16 protein-coding genes are annotated in these 11413 nt (G+C 65.5%); 7 read left to right on the top strand and 9 right to left on the bottom strand.

Translation table 11 applies throughout. From position 1 onward, the window contains the following. The 3 genes from AKL29_RS44750 to AKL29_RS13340 all read right to left on the bottom strand — a co-directional run. On the bottom strand, positions 1–153 hold a 153-nt coding region (locus AKL29_RS44750; protein ID WP_244482005.1), incomplete at its 3' end, for an isocitrate lyase/phosphoenolpyruvate mutase family protein. 56 nt (positions 154–209) lie between these two features. Further along, positions 210–560, bottom strand: coding sequence for an antibiotic biosynthesis monooxygenase family protein (locus tag AKL29_RS13345; RefSeq protein WP_028338223.1), 351 nt, complete (start codon positions 558–560; stop codon positions 210–212). 33 nt (positions 561–593) lie between these two features. Continuing rightward, the gene (locus tag AKL29_RS13340; protein ID WP_050384507.1) at positions 594–902 is read right to left on the bottom strand and encodes an NIPSNAP family protein; all 309 of its coding nucleotides are present in this window, start codon (positions 900–902) and stop codon (positions 594–596) included. 117 nt (positions 903–1019) lie between these two features. On the opposite strand from AKL29_RS13340, the gene AKL29_RS13335 reads away from it, so the two are divergent. After that, positions 1020–1715, top strand: a complete 696-nt coding sequence (locus AKL29_RS13335; protein ID WP_028338225.1) for an ArsR/SmtB family transcription factor — start codon at positions 1020–1022, stop codon at positions 1713–1715. 179 nt (positions 1716–1894) lie between these two features. Here the strand turns inward: AKL29_RS13335 and AKL29_RS46305 are convergent, their stop codons facing one another. Beyond that, positions 1895–2020, bottom strand: coding sequence for a hypothetical protein (locus AKL29_RS46305; protein ID WP_283809401.1), 126 nt, complete (start codon positions 2018–2020; stop codon positions 1895–1897). Between AKL29_RS46305 and AKL29_RS13330 the strand changes: the two genes are divergently transcribed. Continuing rightward, the gene (locus AKL29_RS13330) at positions 2019–2282 is read left to right on the top strand and encodes a GCG_CRPN prefix-to-repeats domain-containing protein (RefSeq protein ID WP_028338226.1); all 264 of its coding nucleotides are present in this window, start codon (positions 2019–2021) and stop codon (positions 2280–2282) included. The genes AKL29_RS46305 and AKL29_RS13330 overlap by 2 nt on opposite strands. 69 nt (positions 2283–2351) lie before the next feature. On the opposite strand, the gene AKL29_RS13325 is transcribed toward AKL29_RS13330, so the two are convergent. After that, positions 2352–2648 carry a twin-arginine translocation signal domain-containing protein gene (locus AKL29_RS13325; protein WP_028338227.1) on the bottom strand — a complete coding sequence of 99 codons (297 nt, stop codon included), beginning with the start codon at positions 2646–2648 and terminating at the stop codon, positions 2352–2354. Between the two features lie 134 nt (positions 2649–2782). Further along, a complete protein-coding gene (locus tag AKL29_RS13320; RefSeq protein WP_050384506.1) occupies positions 2783–3100 on the bottom strand; it encodes a hypothetical protein in 318 nt (105 codons plus the stop codon). Between the two features lie 92 nt (positions 3101–3192). Here AKL29_RS13320 and AKL29_RS13315 point away from each other — a divergent pair, with 92 nt between their 5' ends. Together AKL29_RS13315 and AKL29_RS13310 are read left to right on the top strand one after the other, a co-directional pair. After that, positions 3193–4440, top strand: coding sequence for a glycerophosphodiester phosphodiesterase family protein (locus tag AKL29_RS13315; RefSeq protein WP_050384505.1), 1248 nt, complete (start codon positions 3193–3195; stop codon positions 4438–4440). Between the two features lie 138 nt (positions 4441–4578). After that, positions 4579–4929 carry a cupin domain-containing protein gene (locus AKL29_RS13310; protein WP_050384504.1) on the top strand — a complete coding sequence of 117 codons (351 nt, stop codon included), beginning with the start codon at positions 4579–4581 and terminating at the stop codon, positions 4927–4929. 554 nt (positions 4930–5483) lie between these two features. Here the strand turns inward: AKL29_RS13310 and AKL29_RS13305 are convergent. Both AKL29_RS13305 and AKL29_RS13300 read right to left on the bottom strand, forming a co-directional pair. Further along, the gene (locus AKL29_RS13305) at positions 5484–5831 is read right to left on the bottom strand and encodes a hypothetical protein (protein ID WP_028338231.1); all 348 of its coding nucleotides are present in this window, start codon (positions 5829–5831) and stop codon (positions 5484–5486) included. A gap of 106 nt (positions 5832–5937) precedes the next feature. After that, positions 5938–7470 (bottom strand): acyl-CoA carboxylase subunit beta, encoded by a 1533-nt coding sequence (locus tag AKL29_RS13300; protein ID WP_050384503.1) that lies wholly within the window; start codon positions 7468–7470, stop codon positions 5938–5940. Positions 7471–7616: 146 nt separating this feature from the next. Between AKL29_RS13300 and AKL29_RS13295 the strand changes: the two genes are divergently transcribed. Then, positions 7617–8039 carry a DUF4260 domain-containing protein gene (locus AKL29_RS13295; protein ID WP_430648872.1) on the top strand — a complete coding sequence of 141 codons (423 nt, stop codon included), beginning with the start codon at positions 7617–7619 and terminating at the stop codon, positions 8037–8039. 97 nt (positions 8040–8136) lie between these two features. Then, complete coding sequence (locus AKL29_RS13290) at positions 8137–9138, top strand: dienelactone hydrolase family protein (protein WP_050384502.1); 1002 nt, start codon at positions 8137–8139, stop codon at positions 9136–9138. Positions 9139–9291: 153 nt separating this feature from the next. On the opposite strand, the gene AKL29_RS13285 is transcribed toward AKL29_RS13290, so the two are convergent. Beyond that, positions 9292–10155, bottom strand: a complete 864-nt coding sequence (locus AKL29_RS13285; RefSeq protein WP_050384501.1) for a DMT family transporter — start codon at positions 10153–10155, stop codon at positions 9292–9294. 167 nt (positions 10156–10322) lie between these two features. On the opposite strand from AKL29_RS13285, the gene AKL29_RS13280 reads away from it, so the two are divergent. Next, positions 10323–11413 (top strand): aminotransferase-like domain-containing protein (locus tag AKL29_RS13280; protein WP_244482003.1); only part of this gene is annotated, 1091 nt, incomplete at its 3' end.

Below are 11413 nucleotides of genomic sequence, written 5' to 3'. Positions count from 1 at the left end.
GGCAAAGCCCGCGCTGGTCGACGCCAGCGCCTTGAAGCCGAGATGCTGCAAGGCTCGGGCGCTGCCGACATCGAACGGATTCGGAATGATGAAGCAGCCGCTCTCATGCAGCTTCTCGAAGGCGGCGCGTTTGTCAGCAGTTGGCAGTGGCATTGGTCGCTCCCTGGAGTCATTGGCCGCGCACAGATAGGCACCCACGCATCCGCCCGCTAGTGCGGCTCATGCGCCGCGCGGCTGTCCTTCGGGGCCTGATCGCGTTCGTTCAGGCCGTAATCACGGATCACGCTCGCCACCCGCAAGCGATAGTTCTCGAAAATCCGCGCGCGGCCCTTGGCCTGGGTACGGCGATGTTCGATCGTGTTGCGCCAGGCTTCCACCGCAGCCTCGTCGCGAAAGAATGACAGCGACACGAACTTGCCCTTCTCGGTAATGCTCTCGAACCGCTCGACCGAGATGAAGCCGTCGATCTCCTGCAGGATCGGCTTCAGCTCGGCGGCGAGGTCGAAATAGAGATCCCGTTGCTCAGGCTTCGGCCAGACTTCGAAGATCACTGCGATCATGGGCGCCTCCCGCACATTGCCGTTGTGGCCCTACTATACCTCGACCTTGCGGAGAAATGTCCGTTCCTCGGCGAGGATGAAGCGGTTTTCTTCCGCGAAGTTGAAGTTCGCCACGCCCTCCTTGTCCTGGCGAAGCCGCGCGCGATAGGCCTCATAGGCGGCAAGGCTGTCGAACGAGATCAGCGCAAAGGCGATGTTGTTGGTTCCCTCATGCGGCATCCAGTAGCCGATGAGGTCGCCGCCGCAGCGCGGGATGATCGAGAGCCAGTTTCTCGAATACTCCTCGAACATCGCGCGCTTGAACGGATCGAGCTGGTAGCGGATGAAGACGGTGACGGTCATTGATGGCCTCCGGTCATGTTTCCGTTATTGCGAGCGTCAGCGAAGCAATCCTCGCAACGACGGCACGGTGAATAATAGCGGCTTGTCCGACCTCGATGCTTCGGCTATCATCGAACTATGAAAGCAGGACCCGACATCTCCCGGATCGCCGCTCTGGTCGGCGATCCCGCGCGCTGCAACATGCTGACCGCGCTGATGACCGGCCGCGCGCTGACCGCGAGTGAGCTGGCGCAAGAGGCCGGCATCACGCCGCAGACGGCGAGCTCGCATCTTTCCAAGCTCGAGGCCGGCGGGCTGATCGAGCCCGAGAAGCAGGGCCGCCACCGCTACTACCGCCTCTCCGACCCCGACGTCGCCGACGTGCTCGAAGGCCTGCAGGGCATTGCCGCCCGCGCCGGCCATATGCGGGTGCGCACCGGGCCGAAGGATCCGGCGCTGCGCCGGGCCCGCATCTGCTACGACCATCTCGCCGGCGATCTCGGCGTGCAGATGCTCGACAGCATGAAGCGGCAGAAGCTGGTCCGCCAGAGCAAGCAGGCGATCGAGCTCACCGGCGAAGGCAGGCGCTTCATGGCCGAGGAGCTGCAGATCGACGCCGATGCGCTGACGCATCCGCGCCGGCCGGTGTGCAAGGCTTGCCTCGACTGGAGCGAGCGGCGGCATCATCTCGCTGGCACGCTGGGCGCTGCCATGATGGACCGCTTCACGGAACTGAAATGGGCCGCTCGCGACGCGACGCCGGGCAGCCGCGTGGTCAATTTTTCGCGCAACGGCGAGAAGCGATTCGCCGCGCTGTTCGGCACGGACCAATAGCGGCGCGCCTTCGGGCAAGCGTCGGTGAACCGCCGGTCTCGCTTGCCTCGCCTTCCGATGTATTTTCGTACGCTCGCCATCAGCGCGCGGCTGCCCGCGTCCACGAAATATTTCGAAGTGATGCTGAGCCGGCTTGCGGCGCGCTGACGCAGCTGTGAGCTGCAACATTCATGTCGCATTCAGGCCGCAACATTATGGTCGGCGACATCGGGCACGCCTTCTGCAATGATCCGGCCGGGCGAATCGGTAGACGAAAGTTTGTTGCGGTGCCGCAGCGCGGCCCAAATAAAAAAAGGAGAAGACATGAAGTATCTTTTTGCTGCAGCAGTTCTGGTGACGACCGCATTCGCCGGCATCAGCGCCGCTGATGCAGCCGGTGGCTGCGGCCCCGGCTGGCACCGTGGCCCCTATGGCGGCTGCGTCAGGAATCGCGGCGTCGTCGTCGCACCGGGCGCCGTTGTCGTGCGCCCGCCGGTCGTGGTCGAGCGCCCCGTCGTGGTGGCGCCGCGTGTCCGCGCCTGCCCCTACGGCTTTGTCTGGCGCTACGGCCGTTGCCGCCCGATCTGATCGCGGCAGATTGCGAACTAACAAAACCCCGCCTGGCGCGGGGTTTTTCTTTTCATCATGGAGTCGATATCACCAGCGGCGCCAGTGATGACGGCGCCAATGGTGGCGGCGCCAGCCCCAATGCCTGCGGTGCCAGTGCCGGTGACGCCAACCCCAGTGGCGATGATGCCAGCGTACTTGCTCGGGCTTCATGCGGCCGACCTCCTCGCCCGTGGTGACGGCGGGATGCGCATCGCCAGCCGCTGGTGCGCGTGCATCCTGGTTGAGGGGAAGCGGCGCGAGCGGCGCCGCCTGCGCCGCCGCTGCGAAGGTGACGGCTCCGGCGGCGACACCGAAGGCCATCTTCAGAAAATCCCGGCGTTCCATGAGCGTTTCCCTTTGTTGCTGGGTTGGACCAACTGCAGCGGCGAGTTTTTGCCTCGCGAGCTGAACGCTCGCTGAACTGCGCGTTCACGTTCATGGAACTCGAGGGTTCTCGAGGTCGTGACGTCACGCAGCCATCATGCCGCCGTCGCCTCCTCCGCCAGCACCAGGAGATCGCGCGTGCGCGTCACCTCCGGCCAGTCACGGTTGAAGTCGGCGACCAGCCGCTTCATGTCCGCGCTGTTCACCGCGCGCTCGAGCGCCTTCTCGTCGGCGAACTGATAGGTCGCCTGGTGCAGCGAGGGATCGCTCAGGCTCCAGCATCGCCAGGCGCGCTCGGCGCCGAACGATTTCATCGCGTCCGGCAGATGCTCGCGCGAATACCAGGCGTCGAAGGCGGGACGCCTGGCGGCATCCGTGACAGTGGCGCGGACGACGAAATAGGCTGCGGGCATTGGTTCCTCCATGGTTTCATTTCGCACAGGCGGCCGGCATATGCTCCGTGATATGTCGGCTTGCTGACAATGCCTGATCAGGGGGATCACCTATGCTTGCCCGTCTCCGCACCGCCCTGCTCTCGTTCCTGCTCGCCCTCGGCGCCGCGCTGCCGGCTGCCGCCGGGGAGATCGCGCTGCTGCGCGAGGCGCAGCTCGGGCCGCGCCCGTTCTATCTGGTCGACAAGATGAAGGACGGGCCCCTGAAGCAGCAACTCAGCCAATGCACCGGGCCGTTCCACAAGACGGATTTTTCGATCGGCCATCGCGGCGCAGCGCTGCAATTTCCCGAGCATAGCCGCGAATCCTATCTCGCCGCCGCGCGGATGGGCGCCGGCGTGATCGAATGCGACGTCACCTTCACGCGGGATCGCCAGCTGGTGTGCCGGCACTCGCAATGCGACCTGCACACCACGACCAACATCCTGACGGTGCCGGACCTCGCGGCAAAATGCACGCAACCCTTCAGCCCGGCCGATCCGGCCGCCGGCAGGAGGGCCTCGGCGAAGTGCTGCACCAGCGACATCACGCTCGCCGAATTCAAGCGGCTCACCGCGAAAATGGACGGCTTCAATCCAGATGCGAGGACGCCGGAGGAGTACCAGAACGGCACGCCGCGCTGGCGCACGGAGCTCTACGCCAGTTCCGGCACGCTGATGAGCCATGACGAGAGCATCGCCTTGATCAGGAGTCTCGGCGCAAAATTCACGCCCGAGCTGAAGGCACCGGAAGTGGCGATGCCGTTCGACGGCGACTACACCCAGGAGACATATGCGACCCAGATGCTCGCCGCCTACAAGGCCGCCGGCATTCCGCCGAGCGACGTGTTCCCGCAGAGCTTCAGCCTCAAGGACATCCTCTATTGGGTGAAGACCGAACCCGATTTTGCCAGCCAGGCGCTCTATCTCGAGGACCGCTACGAGAAAGCAGGGCTCGATCCGAACCGGCCGGAGACCTGGAAGCCGTCGATGCAGGAATTGAAGGCCTCCGGCGTCGCGATTTTGGGGCCGCCGATCTTCGCGATGCTGGCGCTGAACGACAAGGGCGAGATCGTCCCGTCGGCTTACGCCAGGGCGGCGAAGGCCGCCGGCCTCGATCTGATCGGCTGGTCGCTGGAGCGCGACGGGCCGCTCAACCGAGGCGGTGCGTTCTACCACAAGTCGGTGAAGGCTGCGATCGACCGGGACGGCGACACGCTGACCGTGCTCGACGTGCTGGCAAGGCAGGTCGGCGTCCGCGCGATGTTCTCCGACTGGCCGGCGACAACAACGTTCTATGCGAACTGCATGGGAATGAAGTGAGCACACCGTAGCGCGGGTTGGGCGCGACCGTATCCCGCGCTTCGCGCCCGCCGCGCGCACCCGTCATGCCCATTCCGACCGTTTCATGGATCGTCGAACAGGACTAGCATCGCTGAACAACATCCCAGGGAGGCCGCCATGAAGCCAGGACAACCGGTCAAGGACGCCAGCCATCTCTACGAAGTCGAGCGCCGCGCCGAGCACGCCGCCCGCCCCGGCTTCCGCATCATGGAGCTGCAACTCTCGCCGACCCAGAAGGTGCCGTGGCACACCCACAGCAACATCTCCGACACCTTCTACGTGCTGGAGGGCCAGATGCGGCTGTTCCTGCAGGAGCCGAAGGAGGAAGTGAACCTGAAGGTCGGCGAAGTCTACGCCGTCCGCCCGACCCGCCCTCACCTCGTCACCAACGCCGGCACGACGTCGCTGACGTTCCTGATCCTGCAAGGCGTCGGGGAGTACGACTACGTGCCGCTAGCGTCGAAGTAGGAGCGTGCAGTGCTCTCTCCGCTCGTCGTCCCTGCGAAAGCAGGGACCCATAACCACAGTTTTGCATTGTTGCGGCAAGCTGTAGCCCCAGCACGGTACAATCACGACCAACTGTGGTTATGGGTCCGGGTCGCGCTCCGCTTGCCCGGGACGACGTCGGTGAGATTCCGATTCACAACTCAAACAGCCTGTACGGTGTCATCACCCGCGTATGCGCATGCGGGTGATTCAGTATTCCAGAGACGCCGGTGCTTGAGCCGAGAAACCGCGGCGTACTGGATCGCCCGGTCCCGTCTTCGCCAAGGCTTCGACGAGGCCATGCATCCCTTTCACGCCGAAGCTTGAGCGGAGGCGGCGAACCTGGCGATGACGGTGCGGGTTCCTCACACACGATCGTCGTCCTGGCGAAAGCCAGGACCCATAACCACCGCATTTGATGATGAACGGGATCGCAGCCCCAGCGTCGCGCAACAATTCAGATTTGGGGCAATGGGTCCTGGCTTTCGCCGAGACGACACTGAGTTTGCGGCGCCGCTTTGCGCGCCCGCCGCGCCTCACATCAGCTTCAGCGGCGCGTCGTGAACCAGGCGCAGGTCGATGTTGCCGATCAGGCGCGCGCGGCGCGCCTCGGCGGTGCTGATCGCGGCCTCGGTCTGCCGCAACGTGCTGACATTCGAGCCGAGCGACACGATACCGCCGAGCACCAGCGCGATCGACCCGAGTGCCGCAGTCTGACCGGCGCCCAGCAGCCCGAGCAGCGCGACGGCCAGCAACGCGAACCCGCCTGCGATCGCGACCTTCGACCCGAGAATGATCCGCCGGGAGCGCTCGGCGCTCTCGGCAAGCTCCTCGATCTGCGCCTCGATCTCGGAGATCTCGTCGGTCGGCTCGTCTTCGGTCATCAAGTTCGAACCTGTAGGGCGGGTCAGGCGGAAGCCGCAACCCGCCACGGATCGTGCGGAGCGAAGATGGTGGGTTACGCTTGTGCTAACCCACCCTATGCTCTCCTCACAACGGCAGATTGTCGTGCTTCTTCGCGGGGATTTCCACCTTCTTGTCCTTCAGCATCGCCAGCGCCCGTGCGATCCGCCGCCTGGTCGAATGCGGCATGATGACGTCGTCGATGTAGCCGCGCTCGGCGGCGATAAAGGGGGACAGGAAGCGGTCTTCGTATTCCTTGGTGCGCGCGGCGATCTTGTCGGGGTCGCCGATGTCAGAGCGGAAGATGATCTCCACCGCGCCCTTGGCGCCCATCACGGCGATCTGGGCGGTCGGCCAGGCGTAGTTCATGTCGGCGCCGATCTCCTTCGAGGCCATGACGTCGAAGGCGCCGCCATACGCCTTGCGGGTGATGATGGTGACGAGCGGCACCGTGCACTGCGAATAGGCGAACAGCAGTTTCGCACCGTGCTTGATCAGGCCGCCATATTCTTGGCTCGTACCCGGCAGGAAGCCCGGCACGTCGACGAAGGTGACGATCGGGATGTTGAAGGCATCGCAGAACCGCACGAAGCGCGCGGCCTTGCGTGAGGCGTCGCTGTCGAGCACGCCGGCCAGCACCATCGGCTGGTTGGCGACGAAGCCGACGGTGCGGCCGGCGATGCGGCCGAAGCCGGTGACGATGTTTTTCGCGAAGGTCTCAGAGATCTCGAAGAAGTCGCCCTCGTCGACGACCTTCAGGATCAGCTCCTTCATGTCGTAGGGCTTGTTCGGATTGTCGGGGATCAGCGTGTCGAGCGACATGTCGACCCGGCCGATATCGTCGAAGCTCGGCCACTCCGGCACGCCGTCGGTGTTGTTCGAGGGCAGGAAGTCGATCAGGCGGCGCATCTGCAGCAGCGCGTCGACGTCGTTCTCGAACGCGCCGTCGGCGATCGAGGAGCGCGTGGCATGCACCGAGGCGCCGCCGAGCTCCTCGGCGGTCACCACCTCGTTGGTGACGGTCTTCACCACGTCGGGGCCGGTGACGAACATGTAGCTGGTGTTCTTCACCATGAAGATAAAGTCGGTCATCGCGGGCGAATAGACGTCGCCGCCGGCACAGGGGCCCATGATGACGGAGATCTGCGGGATCACGCCTGACGCGATGACGTTGCGGCGGAATACATAGGAATAACCCGCCAGCGCCGCGACGCCCTCCTGGATGCGCGCGCCGCCGGCGTCATAGAGGCCGATGATCGGCGCCCTCGCCTTCATCGCCATGTCCTGCAGTTTCGTGATCTTCAGCGCGTGGGTCTCGGAGAGCGAGCCGCCGAACACCGTAAAATCCTTGGCGAAGACAAACGTCTTGCGGCCGTTGACCGTGCCCCAGCCGGTGACGACGCCGTCGCCGGGAATCCTGGTCTTCTCCATACCGAACTCGATCGAGCGGTGCTCGACGAACATGTCGAATTCCTCGAACGAGCCCTTGTCCAGCAGGAGCTCGATCCGCTCGCGGGCGGTCAGCTTGCCGCGGGCGTGCTGCGCCTCGATGCGCTTTTCGCCGCCGCCCAGCTTGGCGCCGGCGCGCCGCTCTTCGAGGGTATCGAGGATATCTTTCATTTGTTTCCGCCCGTGTTAGCTACAGTCCGCGTCCCGGCGCGAGCCGAGGTTCGGAAATGGCTTAGCACGGCCATTTCGGAACCGGAAAGGCGGTTGTGGCCGGGTTCGGGCGCAAAAAACGGTAGGATTTTCCGATATCTGGGGAGATGGCGATGACCGACACGAACACGGCCACGGTCGAGACCGGCGCACCGACCGGCGGGGTGCGCACCCTGCTCCGGCTGGAGGGCCTGGTGCTGTTCCTCGGCATGACCGTGCTCTATGCCCAATGGGAGGGCTCGTGGCTGGTCTATGTCCTGCTGTTCCTGGTGCCGGATTTGAGCTTTGCCGCCTATCTCGCCGGACCGCGGGTCGGCGCCATCGTCTACAACGCCGCCCACAGCTATCTGGCGCCGGTGGCGCTGATGACGCTGGGCTTTGCCGCCGCGGCGCCGCTGGTGCTGTCGATCGCGATGATCTGGCTCGCCCATATCGGGATCGACCGCGCGCTCGGCTACGGGCTGAAATATTCCAAGGGCTTCGGCTTCACCCATCTCGGGCGGATCGGGAAAGCGCGGGAGCTCGCCTAGCGCCCGCTTCCTGAGCGTCACGCACGGCCGGTCAAATTGACAGCGTGCGCGTCCATTGCTGTAGTCGCGGCCAATCAAGACAACATCGGGGGAATCGATGCTGACAGACTGGCGCCTCGCCGCGACCGCGATCCTGTTCTGCTGCGCCGTGCTGTTCACCTGCATCGAGACCAGCGCGCAGCAGATTCCGAAGGAGATCGCGGCGCGCACCGAGATCTACGGCATCCCCTCGCTGACGATCTCCGACCAGCAATTTTTGAACGGCGACAGCAACGGCAAGGCGGTCACCGTCGGCGGCGAATTCCGTATCGCGCAAGGCAGCGGCCGGCTGCCGGTCGTGGTCCTGATGCACGGCTCGAGCGGCGTCGGCGCCGGGATGGACGGCTGGGTGCGCCACTTCAACGGCATGGGCATCTCGACCTTCGTGATCGACGGCTTCTCCGGCCGCGGCCTCACCGCGACCGGGCCGAACCAGGCCCTGCTCGGCCGGCTCAACCTGATCGTCGACATCTACCATTCGCTGGAGATCCTCGCGAAGCATCCGCGGGTCGACCCCGAGCGCATCGTGCTGATGGGATTTTCGCGCGGCGGCCAGGCCACGCTCTATGCCAGCCTCGACCGCTTCAACAAGCTCTGGAACAAGTCCGGCGTGCAGTTCGCGGCCTACATCCCGTTCTATCCGGACTGCTCGACCGGCTATCTGACCGACACCGAGGTCGCGGCGCGGCCGATCCGGATCTTTCACGGCACGCCCGACGACTATAACCCGGTGGCGAGCTGCAAGGCCTATGCCGCCCGCTTGCAGGAGGCCAGGCGCGACGTGGTGCTGACCGAATATCCTGACTCCGCGCACGGCTTCGATGCCGGCCTGATCGGCAACAACACGGTGGTGGAGGCAACGGGATCGCAGACCGTGCGCCATTGCACCATCAGGGAAGGCGAAGGCGGCGTGCTGATGAATGCATCGACCCAGGCGCCGTTCAGCTACAAGGACGCCTGCGTCGAGCTCGGCCCGCATGTCGGCGGCAACCCGACCACCGCGCTCGAGGCCCGCAAGGCAGTTAGCGATTTCCTGCAGGCGCTGTTCAAGCTGAGCTGACAGACGCGGGTGTTCCAGTGATGCTTTACACTGCCGTCATTGCGAGGAGCGATAGCGACGAAGCAATCCATTTCTCCGATTGCAGAGCGATGGATTGCTTCGCTTCGCTCGCAATGACGTGGATGGAGCAATGTGTGCCCCTCTGAAGAACAGTTAAGCGAAGCGGCGCGCGAACACCACGCAGACCACGACCGCCAGGGTCGCCGCGATCATCGACCACGGCACCTGCTCGTGCAGCAACAGGCCGGCCAGCGCGAGGCCGAAGAACGGCTGCAGCAGCTGCAATTGGCCGACGCTGGCGATGCCGCCGATCGCAAGGCCGCGATACCAGAACACGAAGCCGACCAGCATGCTGAAGATCGAGACATAGGCGAGCCCGAGCCAGGCCGGCGCACCGATGCCCTGCCAGCTCGGCGGCAGCGTCATGATCGTCATCAGGAGCACCACCGGCGCCGACAGCACCAGCGCCCAGGAGATCACCTGCCAGCCCCCGAGCCGCCGCGACAGCGCCGCGCCTTCGGCATAGCCGAGGCCGCAGACGATAATCGCCGCGACCATCAGGAGGTCGCCGGTCAGGGACGCCGATCCGTCGCTCGACAGGGCGAACGCGCCGACCGTCGCGCTGCCGACGCAGGAGAACAGCCAGAACAGCGGCTGCGGCCGCTCGCCGCCGCGCAGCACGCCGAACACGGCGGTCGACAGCGGCAGCAGCCCGATGAACACAATCGAATGCGCCGAGGTGATGTGCTGGAGCGCGAGCGCGGTGAGCAGAGGAAAGCCGATCACGACGCCGAGGGCGACGATGGTCAGCGACACCAGGTCCTTGCGCTGCGGCCAGGGCTGCCGCAGCACCGCCAGCAGCGCGGCGCCGAGCAGCGCCGCGATCGCCGCCCGCGCCGAAGTCAAAAACAGCGGCGAGAACCCGGCCACGGCCACGCGGGTCGCCGGCAGCGAGCCGCTGAAGATAATCACGCCGAGCAGGCCGCTGCCCCAGCCGTCGATCGAAGCCTTGTCCATCGTACCTCACTTCCGAACGCCGACCATAGCCGGCGGAGGCTCGCCAAGGCAGCTACAGATCAGTACAATACTGCAAAACTGTATGGACAAAGGTAGGCATACACTTGCAACAGCAATCCGATGCGCCGCAATCCAACGCAGCGAAGGCCACGCGGACCACGGACGTGATGAACGCGATCCGCGCCAAGGTGGCGAGCCGTGCGCTGGTCGCCGACGACCGCCTGCCCTCGATCCGCGGCCTGGCCGCGACCATGGGCGTGTCGCCCTCCACCGTCGTCGAGGCCTATGACCGGCTGGCGGCCGAGGGCCTGATCCGCGCCCGGCCCGGCTCCGGCTTCTATGTCTCGTCCGCGGCGCTGCCGCCGCTCGCGCTCGCCAAGGACCAGCCGCAGCGCGACCGCGCGGTGGATCCGTTCTGGGTGTCGCGGCAATCGCTCGATGCCGAGACCGGCGCGCTCAAACCCGGCTGCGGCTGGCTGCCCGCCGAGTGGATGCCTACCGAAGCGCTGCGGCGCGCGTTGCGCGGCCTGGCGCGGGCCGACGATGCCGTGCTCTCCGACTATGGCGCGACGCGCGGCTCGCTCACGCTGCGCCGGATCCTGATGGCACGGTTTGCCGACGAGGGCCTCGAGGTGCCGCCCGAGCAGCTCTTGCTGACCGCGTCCGGCACGCAGGCGATCGATCTCGTCTGCCGCTTCCTGCTGCGGCCGGGCGACACCGTGCTGGTCGACGATCCCTGCTACTTCAATTTTCGCGCGCTGCTGCGCGCGCATCAGGTTCGCATCGTCAGCGTGCCCTACACGGCATCGGGCCCCGATATCGCGAGCTTCGAGGCGACGCTTGCCGCCGAGCGGCCGCGGCTTTATGTCACCAATTCGGCGCTGCATAATCCGACCGGTGCAACGCTGTCGCCGCAGACCGCGCACCGCGTGCTGAATGCCGCGACAGCCCATGATCTCACCATCGTCGAGGACGACATCTTTGCGGACTTCGAGCCGGAGCCTTCGGCGCGGCTCGCCGCACTCGATGGCCTGAGCCGCGTGATCCGGATCGGCAGCTTCTCCAAGACGCTGTCGGCATCGGTGCGCTGCGGCTTCGTCGCCGCGCGGGCGGACTGGATCGAGGATCTCGTCGACCTCCAGGTCGCGACCGGTTTCGGCGGTCCCAGCGCGGTCGCGACCGAGATCATCGCCGGCGTGCTGTCGAGCGGTTTCTATCGCAAGCATGTCGAGGAGCTGCGCCGGCGCCTTGCCCGCGC

Source organism: Bradyrhizobium pachyrhizi, assembly GCF_001189245.1.
Classification (GTDB): domain Bacteria; phylum Pseudomonadota; class Alphaproteobacteria; order Rhizobiales; family Xanthobacteraceae; genus Bradyrhizobium; species Bradyrhizobium pachyrhizi.
Note: the sequence above shows the minus strand (reverse complement) of the source record. Positions and strands in the feature narration are given on the sequence as shown.